Raw genomic sequence first — 18,037 nt, forward strand, 5'->3', positions numbered from 1 at the left:
TTTGTTTAATGTGCTTCTAACCAATTTCTTCCTTCACCAATCTCTATTTCAATTGGAACTTGCATCTCAATAGCGTTTTTCATCCTATTTTCAATGATGGATTTAAATTCATTGATTTCATGATTGGGAACATCGAATACAAGCTCATCATGTACCTGCATGATCATCTTGCCTTCCAATCCTCTTTCTGCAATATCTTTTTGGATATTTATCATGGCTATTTTAATCAAATCTGCTGCAGAACCCTGTATTGGAGCATTGATGGCATTTCGCTCTGCGAATCCTCTAACGGTCATATTTGCAGAATTGATATCCCTTAGATAACGCCTTCTTTTCAATATAGTTTCCACATATCCATTTTCCTTTGCAAATTCAATTACTTCGCCCATATATTTTCGAATACCTGTATATTGAGTGAAGTACTGGTCAATGATTTCTGCAGCTTCTTTGCGACTGATTCCCAAATTTTGTGACAGACCAAATGCAGATTGTCCATAAATAATCCCAAAGTTTACAGCCTTAGCATTTCTCCTCATATCAGAATTAACTTCCTCCAATGACACCGAATAAACGCGAGCAGCAGTTGCCTTGTGAATGTCTAATCCTTGTTTAAAGGCCTCCAACATATTAACATCTTGACTTAATTCCGCCATAATCCTTAGCTCAATCTGAGAATAATCGGCAGAAAGCAATGTCCAGTCTTCATTTCGGCTGATAAAGGCTTTTCTCACTTCCCTTCCTCTTTCCGTACGGATTGGGATATTCTGTAAGTTTGGATTTGTAGAACTCAATCTTCCAGTGGCAGCCACAGCCTGATTGTAGGAAGTATGTATTAATCCTGTATTGGGATTGATCAGATTTGGAAGGGCATCAACATAAGTGGATTTCAACTTCTGAAGCTGTCTAAAATCTAAAATATCCTGTACGATGTCAGATTTGTTTGCCAAAGCCAAAAGAACGTCTTCACCGGTTTTGTATTGACCTGTTTTTGTTTTTTTAGCTTTCGGATCTAGTTGAAGTTTGTCAAATAGAACTTCTCCAAGTTGTTTTGGAGAGGCGATATTAAAGGTAACACCTGCTTTTTCATAAATCTGTTGCTCTAATACCTTTACATCTTTTTCTATTTCTTTTGAAAACTGCTTCAAGGTATCTACATCCACTTTTACTCCATTTCTTTCCACATCTGCCAACACTTTTAATAATGGAAATTCAACCTTTTGAGCTAAATCTATAGTGGAAGTTTCCTCAAGAAGAGGAGCAAGCTTGTTTTTTAATTGTAAGGTAATGTCAGCATCTTCAGAAGCATACTGTTTCACCAGCTCGACATCAACATCCCGCATATTTCCCTGATTTTTCCCTTTACCCCCGATTAAATCGGTAATAGAAACTGGAGTATAGTTTAAATAAGTCTCTGAAAGGTAATCCATGTTATGGCGAGTGTCAGGATCAATGAGGTAATGGGCAAGCATAGTGTCAAAAAACTCACCTTTAACATCAATATCATATCTGGATAGAAGAAGGATGTCATATTTTAGATTTTGACCAATTTTCTTAATGCCTTCATTTTCAAATATCTCTTTGAAAATATTCACTGTTTTTTGCGCTTCATCTTGATCTGCACTAACTGGTATATAATAACCTTCAAAAGCCTTGGTACTAAATGAAATTCCAACCAATTCCGCTTGTAGAGCATCCAAACCGGTTGTTTCCGTATCAAAACAGAAGGATGCCTCTTTGGCTAATTGCAGTGCAAGTTCTTTTTGTTTTTCTTCGCTGTCAACAAGTATATATTGGTGTGCAGTATTTTGAATGTTTGTAAAAACTGGGTTTTCGACAACTTCCGCAGGTTGATTGCTCTTTGATCCTTCTAAGTTTGCATCATTATGGACTGCAAAAAGATCCATTTGCCCAGCTTTTGGTGCCGAATTTTCAACCATGCTGAAATCCTCTCCAAAAACTCTTTTTCCTAAAGTCCGGAACTCCAATTCAACAAACAAAGGCTCTAACAGATCTTTATTAGGTTTCTCTAATTCCAATGCTTTTTCGTCCAATTCTACAGGAACATCCAGTAAAATGGTAGCAAGCTTTTTAGAAATCAATCCCTGTTCCGAAAAGTTTTCTACATTTTCTTTCAGTTTGCCTTTCAGTTTATCTGTGTTTTGGATCAGGCTTTCGATAGATCCAAATTCTTGGATTAATTTTTTAGCGGTTTTCTCTCCAATCCCCGGAATCCCTGGAATGTTGTCAACAGCATCACCCCATAAACCTAAAATATCGATGACTTCATGGACATTGTTTATTTCCCATTTCTCCAAAATTTCAGGAACACCTAAAGTTTCAGCGCCATTACCCATACGGGCAGGTTTATAGATGAAAATATTGTCCGATACCAATTGGCCAAAATCCTTGTCAGGAGTCATGCAATAGACCTTAAAATCCTTCTTTTCACCCTTTTTCGCTAAAGTCCCAATGATGTCGTCGGCCTCAAAACCATCCATGGTAATGATTGGGATATTGAACCCTTCGATCAAGCGATATATATAAGGAATGGAAGCGGCAAGATCCTCGGGCATTTTTTCCCGTTGAGCCTTGTATGCCTCAAACTCTAAATGTCTATTGGTTGGTGCTGCAGTATCGAATACAACAGCAATATGACTAGGTTTCTGATTATTTAAAACATCGAGCAAAGTATTGGTGAAACCCATAATTGCCCCTGTGTTCAGTCCGTATGATGTAATGCGAGGTGTTTTACTTAGTGCGAAGTATGCACGGTAAATTAATGCCATCCCGTCTAAAAGAAATAACTTTTTCAAATTCTTCGTTTTTTTACCTGTATAACAAAGTTAACAAATTCAAATAGACGCAAAGATTAATTATTTTTTTCCATTTTTGCGGGAATTGCTTGTATTTTTAAATAACATGGAAAATTGATATGCGCGGACTTGTAACAAAATCTACCGGTAGTTGGTACCAAGTTTTGGATGATGATGGAAAAAGATATGAATGTCGGATAAAAGGAATATTCAGAACCCAAGGTATTAAAACAACTAACCCCATTGCTGTGGGGGATAGGGTGGAGTTTGAAATTGAGCATGGCCAACAAAGCGCAGTTATCACTAAACTTGAACCGAGGAAAAACTATATCATTCGTAGATCAGTAAACCTTTCCAAACAAACTCAAATTATTGGTGCAAATCTAGATCTAGCACTCTTGGTGGTTACTTTGGCCTCGCCACCTACATCTACTGGCTTTATCGATAGATTTCTGGTAACAGCCGAAGCTTATGGGATTCCAGCGGCACTTGTATTCAACAAATTGGACCTTTTTTCTGAAGAGGGCCTTGAGATCTTGGCAGAATACATGGCCATTTATGAAAACTTGGGTTACCCATGTTATACCGTATCCGCATTGGAAAAGGAAAATATAGAAGAACTGAATGAAGTTTTAAAAGACAAGATTACCCTCATTTCTGGTCACTCAGGCGTTGGAAAATCTACTTTGATCAATGCCATTATTCCAGGAGCCGATCTTAAAACCGGTAATATTTCCGACTGGTCTGATAAAGGAAAGCATACAACTACCTTCGCAGAGATGATCGATCTTCCGTTCGGTGGGAAGCTTATCGATACTCCGGGGATTCGAGAATTGGGAATCGTGGATATCGAGCCCCAAGAACTTTCACATTATTTCCCTGAAATGCGAAACCTCCTTAATCAATGTAAATTCCATAATTGTAGACATATCAATGAGCCGGGATGTGCTGTTTTGGACGCATTGGAAAATGGTGAAATTGAACCCTCACGCTACGATAGCTATCTGAGTATCTACAATAACGAAAACAACAGGAATTAATTCCTTCAAAATTTTCCTGAAGATTTGTAGTTATTTTGTTCTTTTTCAGTTAGTTGATTTAATTCTATTTAAATATTTTCTCCAGTAAATAAACATATTGGCTATATTGTTGTTAGGAAATAACACAAGCTGGGGATAAACCGTTTTTTTGAATTTTATGAAACCTATTTGGAAATGGATTATTGGGATTATAGCCGTCTTAATTTTGGCTATTTTGGGAATTGGCTGGTATTATAGCCGAAATTGGAAACCTATTGTAGAAGAAAAACTCAAGGAAACAGTTTCTAAAGCTACAAATGGTCTTTATTCATTGAAATATGATGATTTGGACCTCAATGTGGCTCTCGGAAATGTCACCTTAAAAAATGCAGAATTGATTCCTGATTCTGCTATCTATCGGAAAATGGTACTCACTAAAGAGGCGCCTAATAGCCGCTATCATATCAAACTTTCAGCCTTAAAGGTCCGCAGATTCAATATCTGGGATGTAATCAAGAACAGGAAGCTGTATATCAAGGAAATCAATTTTGATTCCCCTGATATACATATGATTTCCGAACGTCATGCCTATAATGACACCATTCAGCCTAAACAGCCCAAAACGCTATATGATAATATCAAAGATGTTTTTAGTTCAATAAATGTTCGGGATATAAACATTGATAATGTAAGATTTAAGTTCTCGAAAATTGAAGAAGGCAAATCCAGCGATATCGTCTTGGATAGCATAGGCATCAAGGTGCATGATATTTTGGTAGATCAGGCTTCTATACATGATACGACCCGCCTTTTTTACACCAAGATGGTCGAGGTTGAAGTGCCCAAGTTTGAATATGAACTCTCCAACGGCATATACAAGGCCAAATTTGATCATTTGATCATGAATACTCAGGATCAAAATGTATTGTTGACCAAAGTTGAGTATGCTCCAAAAATGAGCAAGGCAGCATATTTTAAGACCAGAAATGAAAACATAACCATGGCGGTCATGAAGTTTGACACCCTTCGTTTCGAAAAATTAGACTTCAAGGAACTGATTGACAACCAGCAGACCATTGCGCAACATGTACAGATTAAAAACGGATCCGTTTCCTTATATAATGATAAGAGGTATCCTAAAAAGAGTATCTCCAAGATAGGGAAATCACCTCAGCAGCAATTAATGAAAGTTAAGCAGCTCATTAGGATTGATACCGTATTTGTAGATAATGTAGACGTACTTTATGGTGAACATTCTGCGAAATACAATAAAGAAGGTGTAATTACCTTTAATCATGCCAAAGGAACATTGACAAATGTCACCAATGACAGTACGTTGTTGGCGAAAAATAAATTTATGCGGGCGGATCTGCAGGCAAGGATCATGAACGCCGGTCTGTTAAAAATCCAGTTTGGCTTTGACATGCTGAGTAAAGATGGCTATCATACCTATAAAGGTTCTTTAGGTAGAATGCAAGCTCCAGCTTTCAATAAAATCTTGACTCCTCTGCTAAATGCTGAAATAGCCTCAGGAAATATTAGAAGCATCAGTTTTAATTATCAGGCCAACGACTATAGAAATTGGGGAGATTTTAGATTTGATTATGACCATCTAAAACTAAACCTGATGAACGCAATCGACCCAGGCATGAGTAAAACCAAGAAAGGGGTATTATCTTTTGTGGTCAACAACATCCTGATCAATGACAGTAATCCTGATGCCAATGAAAAATACCATATTGGCAAGGTAAATTATAAGCGTGTTCCAGAACATACTTTTTTCAAAACGTTATGGCAGAGTCTTCTGGATGGGATCAAACAATGTGCGGGAATCAGCAAAGAGCGAGAGGCAAAACTGATGGGAGCCGCTGAAAAAGGTAAAGATGTCGTTGATGAAACCAAGGGTGTAGTCAAGCGAACAGGCAATTTCATCAAAGGATTGTTTAAAAAGAAAGATAAAGAAAAAGAAGAAAAGAAAAATTAGTTTCACGTGAAAGCTTTTTTTATGAGCCGTTCATTAATGAAGATATTGCTATGTTTGTAACTTGATGGATTCGATATTTAGCTTCCTAAAATATATATTTCGTTATAAAAAGAAAACCGTAGATCAGATTGTTTTTTATGTCAGTTTGATCAGTGCTGTAACCATGGTTGTGCATGTAGGTTACATTACGGATCCGGAGGTTGCAGTAATTACCGAGGATGCAGTTGTAGCTCTATATTATGGTCTTTTTCTTTTTGAGATCATTCGAACTGCCTCATCAATACTCGTAGCACGGCGAATTAATGTGTCGCACTATACAGGGGTATTGGTCAGTGCCTATTTCCTGTTAATAACGATTTCGAGGATTACAGGTGGTTTCTTATCTACTTTTGCAAAAGACGAATGGTTATATCTTGGGATTGCCATTATATTCCTCTCAGAACTTTCGAAAAACAGCCTTTTCTTTGATAATTTCTACTTCAATCCGACCATATTATTTGTCATCAGTTTCTTGGGATTGATTATTCTAGGTGCGTTTCTGTTGATGCTGCCTCGTACGACACTGGAAGCGCCATTAAGTTTTGTCGACGCTTTTTTTATGGCCACAAGCGCCGTCTGTATCACAGGGCTTTCCACAACGGATATTTCGACCAATTTTTCTCTTTTTGGGCAATCCGTCATTATGGCCTTGATCCAAGTAGGTGGATTAGGGATCATGACCTTTACGGGATTCTTTGGGTATTTCTTTTCAGGAGGTTTTTCCTTCAAAAATCAATTGATGTTCGGAGAGATCTTAGGCGAAAACAAACTGAATTCTGTAATCTCCACTCTACTGACCATCATCTTTATCACTCTTCTTTTCGAACTGATCGGTGCCATTATGATTTTTGCCTCATTAGAAGCTAAATATTTTGACTCGGTTGGAGAGATGATTTTCTTTTCTTGCTTTCATGCCATTTCAGGATTCTGTAATGCAGGTTTTACCATTATTAAAGATGGGGTAACCAGCGATGAATACCGGTTCAACTATAATTTTCAATTGGCGGTAGCATCCATGTTTATTTTAGGAGGTTTCGGTTTTGGAACCATATTTAACCTATATACTTGGGTTCAGGAAAAAGTGAAATCTATGGTCCGTAGATTGATACAGAAGAAAAGTTATCGATATAAACCGCAGGTTTTTTCATTCAATTCCAGGTTTATTGTAGTCTGTAATGTCACAGTTATTCTTTTGGCTACACTTTCTTTCTTTATTCTGGAACAAAATCATAGTCTGATGGCGGATAAATCCTCTTTTGGAAAATGGGTAACTTCCATTTTCATGGCGAACTCTACCCGCTCAGCTGGATTTAATAGTGTGGACTTAAACTTTATCAATATTCCCACATTGATCATGTTTGTGACCTTGATGTGGATTGGAGTTTCACCAGGATCAACAGGGGGTGGAGTAAAAGTAACGACCATTGCCATCGCCTTGATGAATATTGTGGCGCTTGCCAAAGGGAAAGAATCCATCGAAATCAATAAACGCAAAATTGCATCTGAATCAGTGAATAAAGCCTTTGCCATTATTCTGCTATCCGTTCTGACCATTACCTTAAGCTTTATCTTATTGAATTTTTCAGATCCAAATCAACAGATGATTCCTTTGTTGTTTGAATCCGTTTCTGCATATACAACCTGTGGTTTATCCCTTGGAATAACCTCTTCCTTAACGGCGACGAGTAAGATTATTTTAATGTTTACCATGTTTGTAGGAAGGGTAGGAATGCTAACCTTATTGGTTGCATTTATTAAAAACACAAAGAACAAAAGTTATATTTATCCAACTGAAAAAGTATTGTTTTAAGAGATATGAAGTATATAGTATTAGGATTAGGGCATTTTGGGAGATCTTTGGCAATCCACCTTACCGAGCTAGGACATGAAGTAATCGCGGCTGATAAAAACATGAGCATTGTTGAACAGACCAAAGACCGCATTACCCATACCGTATGTCTGGACAGTACCGACCGTGATGCGGTCAGTTCATTGCCCTTAAGGGAAAGTAATGCCGTTATTGTAGCGATCGGTGAGGAAGAAGGTGCAAGTTTGATGACAGTGGCTCTTCTAAAACAACTGAAAGTAAAACGGATTATTGGTCGGGTAGTTTCAGATTTACAAAAGACTGTACTGGAAGCCATGAACATTGATGAATATATTATGCCGGAAGAAGAGGCCGCAGAGCGTTTAGCGATGCGTTTGGATAATATTGATATTGTTGACTCCTTTAAGATATCTGAAAAATACAGTATTATCGAAACAAAAGTTCCTAGCAAATACGTGGGAATGACCTTAAAAGATGCCGATCTGACCAATAAATACAAGGTTATTGTCCTGACGACTGTTCATGTAGAAAATGAAACCACTAAGGATGGTTCCACTCGGGTGAACAAAGAGGCTTCAGGGATTGCAAAATCCGATACCGTATTAATGGAAAACGACCTTCTGGTCCTATTTGGTGAACTGGCAAATATTAAAGATTTGATTCAGAAAGGTTAAAATAAACTTTTAACTAAATCCTTGCTCCAGACAAAATTAATCAATCGAAGAAGCCAAATAATCCTATAGGCTTCTTTTGTTTTATTTCAACTTTCTGATATCTCTTATCTCAAATCTCAACTCTATTCTATATTTTTGGAGCTATATCATTAATAATCCTATTAATTACTAGATGAAAACTTGGTTTAAGGAAAATCAGAATCACTTAATCATTATAGGCATCTTCTTGCTTCTAGTGGTGTTTTATTTTACGCCAGTATGGCAAGGCAAAACCTTACTACAAAGTGACGTGATGCAAGCTCGTGGTAGTCAGAAAGAAATTTTTGATTATAGAGAAAAAGACGGTACGACTCCATTATGGACTAATTCAATGTTCGGAGGGATGCCAACCTACCAAATTTGGTATGATCATGCCAATAATATCACCACCCACATCGGACCTGCTATTCGAGCTATATTTCCTCCGCCAGCGGATGTCTTGCTCATGTTCCTCCTAGGTGGATATTTCCTCTTCGCTGTATTGCGAATGAAGCCTTGGGTCGCGGCCATTGGTGCCGTCGCACTCGCGTTTTCATCCTATAATATGATATATGTCGAAGCTGGGCACATCAATAAGGCCTATGCTATCGCTTATTTCGCGCCTATTATCGGTTCGGTTATCCTCTGCTATCGCGGCAGCAAGTTTTGGGGACCTAGTCTACTGGCCCTATTCTTGGCACTTGAACTCAGGGCAAACCACATCCAGATGACCTATTACCTTTTCCTTGCCTTATTGGTATTGGTTGGGTTTGAGTTATATTACGCTATCCGTGACAAAAAATTGAACAATTTCTTAAAAGCTACAGGTTTGCAGCTGATCGGGGTTGTTGTCGCAGTTTTGGTCAATGCATCGGTGTTGTTCCCAACTTATGAATATAGCAAGGAAACCATCCGCGGAAAAGCGAACATCAGCAAAACAGATGATTCTGGTAAATCTGCCGCAGGTCTAGATAAGGAATATGCCTATGCGTGGAGCCAAGGTATTGGTGAAAATATTACCTTTTTGATACCAAATGCCTATGGTGGCCGTTCTGGAGGAACATTAACCCCAGAATCCAATACCATTAAAACCTTACAGAAAATTGGTGCATCCAAAGAAGAAGCTCTGCAGTATGCAAATAGACTTTTCCCTACTTATTGGGGTGAAAAACAATTTACCTCTGGACCTTGGTATTTTGGTGCAGGCATAATTTTCTTATTTGTCCTAGCGCTATTCGTGGTAAAAGACCGATTAAAATGGTGGATTTTAGCAGCAACCTTGCTGACTATTTTGCTTTCGTTTGGTCGTCACTTGCCATTTATATCCGATCTATTCTTTGACTACTTCCCAATGTACAACAAATTCCGGGCTGTAGAATCAATTTTGGTTATCCCTTCGGTATTGATCCCACTTCTTGCAATCATGGGATTGAACGAGATTATTACTCGTGGAAATGAAATCAAAGATCTAGATAAAAAAGTATTATATTCTGGTGGAGCCGTTGCTTTGCTGTGTCTGCTTATTGCAGTTATGCCTAGTTTGCTTTCTCTACGTATTTCAAACCATCAGGATTATGTTGCCTCATTGCAACAATATATTCAAGACCCAAGTTTAGCTAGTGAATTGGCCAATTCATTGTTGAAGGACCGTGCTGATATGGCTTCAAATGATGCTTGGCGTTCTTTCTTTATTGTGGTGTTGACATTCGCCTTTGTATGGTTTTTCGTTAAGAAAAAACTTAATGCGGGAATCTTGATTGCTGCGGTAGCCGTTATTACCCTAGTAGATCTTTGGTCAGTAGATAAAAGGTATTTAAACACAGAATCTTTTGTAGACAAGAGTATCTATGAAAAACCGATCCCTGAAAGAGAAGTTGATCAATTGATACATTTGGACAAAGACCTTTCTTATAGAGTATTTGATCTGACGACAAGTCCGTTCAATGATGCCAGTGCTTCTTACTTCCACAAGAGCATCGGTGGATACCATGCTGCCAAATTGATGCGCTTCCAAGAATTATTGGAACATCAATTCAATGGCAACTTTAATGAAGATGTGTTGGACATGTTGAATGTACGATATGTCATCACAAAAGATCAAAGCAACAATTCAGATAGGATCCAACGCAGAAGCTCTGCATTAGGAAATGCCTGGTTTGTGAACAATGTTAAATTTGTCAACAGCAACCAAGCTGAGATGGATGCCTTGGGTACCTTTGATCCGAAAAAAGAGGCCATTGTAAACGAAGGATTGAAAGGCCAATTAGGGGACAAATCCATTGGTCAGCCAAATAACGCTGAAATTAAATTGACATCTTACCATCCTGATACCTTGAAATATGAATATTCGGCAGGGAACAATGTCTTTGCAGTATTCTCTGAGATCTATTATGACAAAGGCTGGAAAGCTTACGTTGATGGCGAAGAAGTGCCTATCATCAGAACTGATTACCTATTGAGAGGTTTATCCCTACCAGGCGGTAACCACAAAGTAGAATTTGTTTTTTCACCAAATTCTATGCGAATCAGCAATATCATTTCACTGATTGCATCCATTACCCTTGTTTTAGGTCTAGGATTCGCAATTTGGTTATCTATCAAACATAGAAAAGAAAAAGCCAAATAAAACGGCTTAAGCGTATAAAAAAAGGAGATTCTTTATTAGAGAATCTCCTTTTTTTGCTTTTATCTTAGAATGCTCAGCCAGCGTGTTAAGTCTTACTCTGCGGAGTCTTGGTGTTCCCATAGCAAAGGGAAAATATATCCCCTAAAACAAGGTCAACTGCGGATCAGTGACCCTAAAGGTTTTTCTATGGTGAGGGGTCAACCCCAACTTTAAGACCGCTTGCCTATGTTTTATGGTCGGGTAGCCTTTATTCTGCATCCAATCATAATCTGGATAATCAACAGCAATGTTTTCCATGTACTCATCGCGATAGGTCTTTGCCAAGATCGAAGCTGCCGCAATGGAGAGGTACTTGCCATCACCCTTTATTATACAGGAATGAGGCACATTGGGATAAGGAATAAATTTATTGCCATCAATGATCAGGAAACCTGGTTTCACAGCAAGCATATCTAAAGCCTTGTGCATCGCCAAATAAGAGGCTTTATGGATATTGATCTTATCAATCTCTTCAGCCGAAACACTCGCAACGGCATAAGCCAAGGCTTCCTGCTCAATAATTGGCCTTAATTCCATGCGTTTCTTCTCCGAGAGCTTCTTGGAATCATTCAATACGGGATTACAATAATCCGCCGGAAATACCACAGCCGCTGCAAATACAGGCCCTGCCAAACAACCTCGGCCAGCCTCATCACATCCCGCTTCAATAAAGTCCCGCTGAAAAGTTGAAAGTAAAGTAATTGAATTCATGCTGTAAAGGTAGTATTTAGTAGTTAGTATTTAGTATTTAGATAGGTCCGTCTACAATAGATCACTTATTTATTAGATAAGAAACACTTGTCAAAATCATTGAAAATCTGGCCGAAGCCAGAGTCTAAATACTAAATACTTTATACTAAATACTACCCCAAAGAAATGTAACAACTCCGTGATTAACCTCGTTTTACACTAATTTACACTTCTTGTGTTTTTCTTTGCTATGTATTCGGGAATATAAATTTTTTTCTTATACTGCTGGTAAATACAAGATTACTTGAATTGTATGAAAAGGAATATCATTATTGCCATTCTAATCTTTGCTAGTTCAAACTTGTTGGCGCAGAAGAAAAAAGACCGATATGCTATTTTACCCACTTTCCAAGTCCAGGTCGACGGAGACCTCAAGGAATGGGAAAATCAGCTATCTGTAATAGGTCAAGATTCCAGCTGGAGCTTTGCTGTTACAAACGACGCTAACTATCTGTACACCGCAGTTCAAATCAAGAACCTTGCCTTGCAACAGGAAGCAGCTCGAAATGGTATCATCGTGAATATCAACCCTGAAGGAAAAAAGAAAGATGGGGCCATTTTAATCTTTCCGATTCCAGACAGCGAGTCAGTCAGAGCAATGGTAAACGATGAAAACCTCCCGAATATGAATGTTCGCGAAGAGTTGATCAAGCGAAGCAGGGGGTATGGCGTGAAGGGTTTTGCTCGGATTGTAGATGGTAGGCTGTCATTCGAAAACACGTATGGCGTGCTGGCACTAGCAAAATTGATGGACAATGATGTTTTGGTTTATGAATCAAAAATTCCGATTCAATCAATTGGTATCAAGGATCTTAAAGATCCAGTTGCTATCCAAATCATGATTAACAATAGATTTACCATATTACAGAAAACTATCAAAAGCAGACCTGACCCCAGGGGATCGATGTACGGTCGATACAGCCCAACGGTTAAAAGTCCGTATAAGACCAAGATAGATGCTTGGATCTTAGGGACGCTGAACTAGAATTAGTTTAATTGATATATGGATAGATTATTGAAAGCCTTGATATGCTTATGCTTCATGGCAATGGGAATTACCGTATACGGTCAATCTGGCCGTGTCGTATCTGGGATGCTTCGGGATACCGAATCAAGACCCATATCAGGAGCGTCAGTGCGGTTGATAACGGCATCTGACACCATAGCAACTAGCTCTACCAATGCTGGTTTCTATACCTTTGAAAATGTTAAAGCCACCAAATTTAAGATCAGGGTAAGCAGCCTAGGCTTCTCACCTTTTGAAAAGGAAGTGGACTTTCCTGAAGGGCAAAAGGAAATCCAAATCCCTAGCTTTGAATTGGCCGTCAATGAAAACCAGATCGAAGAGGTGGTGATCCAAGGCGTACTGACTGTTCAGGTAAAGGGGGATACCGTAGAATACTCTACCAAAGACCTCAAACTCCGCGAAGGATCAGTTGCTGAAGACGCCCTTAAGAAATTACAGGGGGTTGAAGTCGACAAAGACGGAAACGTAACGGCCCAAGGTGAAACTGTAACCAAAGTCAGGATCAACGGGAAAGACTTTTTCGGTGGAGACGTCAAAACCGCTACCCAAAACCTTCCGGCCAATATTATCGAAAAAATTCAGGTTGTAGATGACTATGGTGACATGGCCAATGTGACCGGAAATAAATCTGGTGAATCGGAAAAGATCATCAATATCCAAATTGACCCTAAATATAATAAAGGCTTTATGACAACCCTTCGTGCCGGGTACGGTTCTGAAGATCGATACCAAGCAACAGGTATGTGGATGGGGATGACCGATAAAACTCAAGTCTCAATCTTGGGTAACCTAAACAACGTGAATGCGTCCCTGTTTGACTTCCGTACCATTGGCGGTGGTGCAAGGATGCGTCAAGGTGGTGGTGGCCGACCGGGCGGTGGCGGTGGAATGTTTGGCGGCGCATCGGGTCTAACTGATGTTGGATCCATCGGGGTCAATATCCGTCATGACTTCTCTGAAACGCTTAAAGTATATGGTAGCTACTCTTTTGGTCGGGATGATAATACAACATTGACGAATAGTTTGACAAACTATATCATGGGTGCTGATGGTGGTAACCTGGAGCAAAGTTCTGACTCCACTGCAAATAATATTGTTTCAAGCCATCGCTTTGAAGCTAATTTAGAATGGAATATCTCAGACAAGGATTATATAAAATTAACACCTCAGGTAGGGTTTTCTGGAACTACTTCAAACTCAAATTCTGTTAGTAACTGGTTTGATTTCCAAGAAAATACGGAAACCCGGGATAATAGGGTAGAAAGTGGAAGCTTGGATGCACCTAGGTTTGGTATCAGTGGTCTTTATAATAGAAAATTAAATGATAGGGGAAGGAATTTCTTCATGAACTTCAATTATGACAATGCCGCTACTACCCAGGATTACCAAGGCGTATTGGATCGCTTAATACAAGATCCTAACAACGCCAATACCAGCATGGCTGAAATCTATGAACAAACTATCCGTGAAGTCAACAACAAAAGTTGGAATGCAGGGGCTAGTGTATCATATCTAGAACCAGTATCCCAACATGGAAAGATTGAAATCCAGTACGATTTCAATAAAAACAATTATAACAATAAACAGAATCAGGATGCCTTTGATGAAGAAGGTGATGCATTACCTAATTTAGATGATCGTATCCTTAATTATCACTACGATCAAGATTATTCTTTTACCACACATAGAATTGGAGCAAATTATGCTTTTGAAAACGATAAGGTAAAATACTCCATTGGTGCTGCGGTTCTGCCGTCACTATTAAAAGGTACGGCCTCCAGCGATGCAGATAATGCAATTATCGATCGTTCAAACCTGAACTGGATGCCTATTGCAAGATTTGAATATAAGTTCTCTAGACAAAAGAACCTGAGCATCAATTATAATGGGTCTTCGACAGAACCTAATATCAATCAGATTCTTCCTTATGCGGTCGGAAACTCTTCTACCAACATCGTTTATGGTAACCCGAACCTGAATCCTGAATTCAGACATAGGATGATGTTGAGGTTCCGTGGAGGCGATTTCCAAAAAGGGAACACTTTCTTTGCGATGGTTAATGGTAACTTGACTTCAGATAAGATCGTATCTTTCGTAAAACGCGAAAACAATCCTACAGGTGGTTTGATTTCCGAAACTAGGTACCTGAATGAAGAAGATCCGGTATATAACCTAAACTCATTTTACCACTTCGGAAAATCGCTGAAGGAAAAAACCTACAACTTGATGTTGATGGGAGGGGTGAGCTATAACAAGAACATTTCCTATACCGCTAGGGAATTGAGTGCGACCGAAGGGATGAAGAATATTTCCAACAACTGGGTATTTATGCAAGGATTGATGTTCAGATACAATCCATCTGAAAACTTTGAATTGAACCCAGGAGTAAGATACTCGTATAACTACACGAGAAACTCACTTGGTGATTTTAACAATAACGTTTCTTCTTGGACACCTACCTTGATAGGATCGGTGAACATCACGCCTACTACCATATTTGGTGCTGACCTTTCCAAGTCATTCAATAGTGGATATGGACCATTGACAAATGCCAATCCATTTATCATCAATTCTTACATCGAACAAAGACTTTTGAAGGGCCAACGCGGAACCATCCGTTTCCAAGCATTCGACTTACTGAATGAGCAAACCAACCTTTCAAGGACCGTTCAAGAAAACATGACCATCGACAGGCAAACAAACCGCCTAGGTCGTTACTTCATGCTTACATTCACATTCAAGCTTCAAAAATTCTCCGGAGTAGCACCAACCGACAACGACGGCATGCCTCCAGGAATGAGAAGACCTAGGATGTAGTAAAATAGATTTGAGTATTGAGATATAAGAATTGAGAAAAGGACTCAAAATCATGTCTGAAGATTATTTCTAACATATAAGGTCAGGGATTTTCCCTGACCTTTTTTTGAATAAGGAATTTAAACTTCCTTGATTATTAATATATAATGATTTTTCATTCTGCTTTGCCGCTTTATCGTCCTCTCATATCTCACATCTCACATCTCAATACTATTCCATACCTTTGTCATTCAATTTTTCTATATGGATCATAAGATATTCCAACTTGACAACGGGTTGCGAGTTTTGTTTCAGCCTCATTCCTCTTCCATAACGCATATTTGTTTGATTGTGGATGTCGGATCTAGGCATGAGGAGTTTGGTAAGTTTGGAACGGCTCATTTTATTGAACACCTGTTATTCAAGCGTACGGAACGTAGGAGCACCAATCAGATCTTAAACCGATTGGAGTCTGTTGGGGGCGACTTAAACGCATATACGACCAAGGAATATACTTGTATACATGCCTCTTTTTTAAATCCTTATCTCGAGAGGGCATTGGACCTATTCGAAGACATCCTATTTCACTCCGTATTTCCGGAGGAGGAGATGGATAAGGAGAAAGAAGTCATCTTGGATGAGATGGCATCCTATCTCGATAGTCCTGAGGAGTCCATTATGGATGATTTTGAAGATCAAGTCTTCAAGGACACTGGACTAGGCCACAATATCCTCGGACTTGAAGAGGACTTAAAGGCTATTCAACAAGACGATATCAAGCGATTCATTGACCAACATTATGACACTTCCAAGATTGTAATTGCCATTTCAGGTAATTACTCGGATAAAAAGGTGCTCAAGATAGCCAATAAATGCTTTGGCAATCCAAATAATCACCAATGGATTCATGCAGCTGAAGATATGCGAAAGCCCGAAGTTGCTTTGATCGAAAAAGAAAGACCCATCAATCAAGCCCATGTAGTATTAGGTGGACCAGCTTTTGGAATCCATGATGACAGAAAAACTGGCCTCTTGCTATTGAACAATCTATTAGGGGGCTATGGGATGTCCAATATCCTGAACCTCAATATCCGTGAAAAATACGGGATTGCTTATACCATTGAATCCAACTACAGTCTTTATTCAGACACTGGCTTGTTCAGTATCTATTTCGGTACGGATGCTGAAAAAGTAGACAAGACCTTAAAGTTGATTTATAAGGAATTGACTAAATTAAAGGAACAGGCATTGAGTGCACAGGCACTAGAAAAGGCGAAGAATAAATTTAAGGGGCAGATTGCACTCGCAGAAGAAAATAGGATGAGCCTATTGATCGCAGAAGCAAAAAACATCTTAGATTATGATCGTGTTGTTGGCCTACCTGAAGTATTTGAAAAAATTGATTTGGTAAGCTCCAAAGAGATTTTAGATATAGCAAATGAGGTTTTCAGTAAAGAAAATCTTTCATCTCTTTCTTTTCTACCTGAAGATTAAGTATATTTTTGTTGAATTAAACTAATGCATATGAAAACAGCATATATTTTTCCTGGCCAAGGCGCACAATTTGTGGGCATGGGTAAGGACTTATACGACTCAAACGAAGATTCAAAGGCTTTATTCGAAAAAGCCAATGAAATTTTAGGCTTCCGTATCACCGACATCATGTTCAATGGAACTGAAGAGGATCTGAAACAAACTAAAGTAACCCAACCAGCTATCTTTTTGCATTCTGTGATTTTAGCTAAGGCCTTGGGCGATAGCTTTCAGCCAGCAATGGTTGCAGGACACTCCTTAGGTGAATTCTCTGCATTGGTTTCTGCAGGAGCACTATCTTTTGAAGATGGATTGAAATTGGTTTCTAAGCGTGCTAATGCAATGCAAAAAGCAACAGAATTGGAACCGGGAACCATGGCTGCTATCTTAGGTTTGGACGATGTAATTGTAGAAGAGGTTTGTGAACAAGTTGATGATATCGTCGTTGCAGCAAATTATAACTGTCCAGGACAATTGGTTATTTCAGGATCTGTTTCTGGTGTTGACAAGGCTTGCGAAAAACTATTGGAAGCAGGTGCTAAACGTGCTTTAAAGTTAAACGTAGGTGGTGCATTCCACTCGCCATTGATGGAAGCAGCAAAACAGGAATTGGAAGCTGCTATCTTGGATGTTGAAATCCAAGTTCCGGTTTGTCCTATTTATCAAAACTACGATGCATTGCCTTACCAAGATCCTACAGCAATTAAAGATAACCTGATTGCTCAATTGACTGGTGCAGTACGTTGGACACAATCTGTAGAGACCATGTTAGCAGATGGTGCTGAAAGTTTTGTAGAGGTTGGACCAGGTACGGTGCTTCAGGGGTTGGTTAAGAAAGTTAATCGTCAGATCCCAACTTCTTCAGCATCTATCGCTGAGTAAAATAAAAAA

At 39.0% G+C, this 18,037-nt stretch carries 11 protein-coding genes; 9 read left to right on the plus strand and 2 right to left on the minus strand.

Annotated features, from left to right (window positions below):
- Window positions 1-5: 5 nt before the first annotated feature.
- Complete coding sequence (gene polA, locus NLF99_RS19395; RefSeq protein ID WP_254530252.1) at window positions 6-2,813, minus strand: DNA polymerase I; 2,808 nt, start codon at window positions 2,811-2,813, stop codon at window positions 6-8.
- Between the two features lie 119 nt (window positions 2,814-2,932).
- On the opposite strand from polA, the gene rsgA reads away from it, so the two are divergent.
- The 5 genes from rsgA to NLF99_RS19420 all read left to right on the plus strand — a co-directional run bounded on the left by rsgA (window position 2,933) and on the right by NLF99_RS19420 (window position 11,001).
- Window positions 2,933-3,853 (plus strand): ribosome small subunit-dependent GTPase A, encoded by a 921-nt coding sequence (rsgA, locus tag NLF99_RS19400; RefSeq protein WP_254530254.1) that lies wholly within the window; start codon window positions 2,933-2,935, stop codon window positions 3,851-3,853.
- A 157-nt stretch (window positions 3,854-4,010) separates the two neighbouring features.
- Window positions 4,011-5,816 carry a hypothetical protein gene (locus NLF99_RS19405; RefSeq protein WP_254530256.1) on the plus strand — a complete coding sequence of 602 codons (1,806 nt, stop codon included), beginning with the start codon at window positions 4,011-4,013 and terminating at the stop codon, window positions 5,814-5,816.
- 64 nt (window positions 5,817-5,880) lie between these two features.
- The gene (locus NLF99_RS19410; protein WP_254530259.1) at window positions 5,881-7,665 is read left to right on the plus strand and encodes a TrkH family potassium uptake protein; all 1,785 of its coding nucleotides are present in this window, start codon (window positions 5,881-5,883) and stop codon (window positions 7,663-7,665) included.
- A 5-nt stretch (window positions 7,666-7,670) separates the two neighbouring features.
- The gene (locus tag NLF99_RS19415) at window positions 7,671-8,357 is read left to right on the plus strand and encodes a TrkA family potassium uptake protein (RefSeq protein ID WP_185213240.1); all 687 of its coding nucleotides are present in this window, start codon (window positions 7,671-7,673) and stop codon (window positions 8,355-8,357) included.
- A gap of 172 nt (window positions 8,358-8,529) precedes the next feature.
- Window positions 8,530-11,001 (plus strand): YfhO family protein, encoded by a 2,472-nt coding sequence (locus tag NLF99_RS19420; RefSeq protein ID WP_254530261.1) that lies wholly within the window; start codon window positions 8,530-8,532, stop codon window positions 10,999-11,001.
- 141 nt (window positions 11,002-11,142) lie between these two features.
- On the opposite strand, the gene NLF99_RS19425 is transcribed toward NLF99_RS19420, so the two are convergent.
- Window positions 11,143-11,751 carry a ribonuclease HII gene (locus NLF99_RS19425; protein WP_254530263.1) on the minus strand — a complete coding sequence of 203 codons (609 nt, stop codon included), beginning with the start codon at window positions 11,749-11,751 and terminating at the stop codon, window positions 11,143-11,145.
- A 292-nt stretch (window positions 11,752-12,043) separates the two neighbouring features.
- Here NLF99_RS19425 and NLF99_RS19430 point away from each other — a divergent pair, with 292 nt between their 5' ends.
- The 4 genes from NLF99_RS19430 to fabD all read left to right on the plus strand — a co-directional run bounded on the left by NLF99_RS19430 (window position 12,044) and on the right by fabD (window position 18,028).
- The gene (locus tag NLF99_RS19430; protein ID WP_185213237.1) at window positions 12,044-12,775 is read left to right on the plus strand and encodes a hypothetical protein; all 732 of its coding nucleotides are present in this window, start codon (window positions 12,044-12,046) and stop codon (window positions 12,773-12,775) included.
- An 18-nt stretch (window positions 12,776-12,793) separates the two neighbouring features.
- Window positions 12,794-15,634, plus strand: a complete 2,841-nt coding sequence (locus NLF99_RS19435) for an outer membrane beta-barrel protein (RefSeq protein WP_254530265.1) — start codon at window positions 12,794-12,796, stop codon at window positions 15,632-15,634.
- A 243-nt stretch (window positions 15,635-15,877) separates the two neighbouring features.
- A complete protein-coding gene (locus NLF99_RS19440) occupies window positions 15,878-17,107 on the plus strand; it encodes a pitrilysin family protein (RefSeq protein ID WP_254530267.1) in 1,230 nt (409 codons plus the stop codon).
- A gap of 30 nt (window positions 17,108-17,137) precedes the next feature.
- Window positions 17,138-18,028 (plus strand): ACP S-malonyltransferase, encoded by an 891-nt coding sequence (gene fabD, locus NLF99_RS19445; protein ID WP_185213234.1) that lies wholly within the window; start codon window positions 17,138-17,140, stop codon window positions 18,026-18,028.
- Window positions 18,029-18,037: the final 9 nt, after the last annotated feature.

Origin of the sequence: Sphingobacterium sp. LZ11T8 (genome assembly GCF_024261425.1) — a bacterium.
GTDB lineage: Bacteria > Bacteroidota > Bacteroidia > Sphingobacteriales > Sphingobacteriaceae > Sphingobacterium.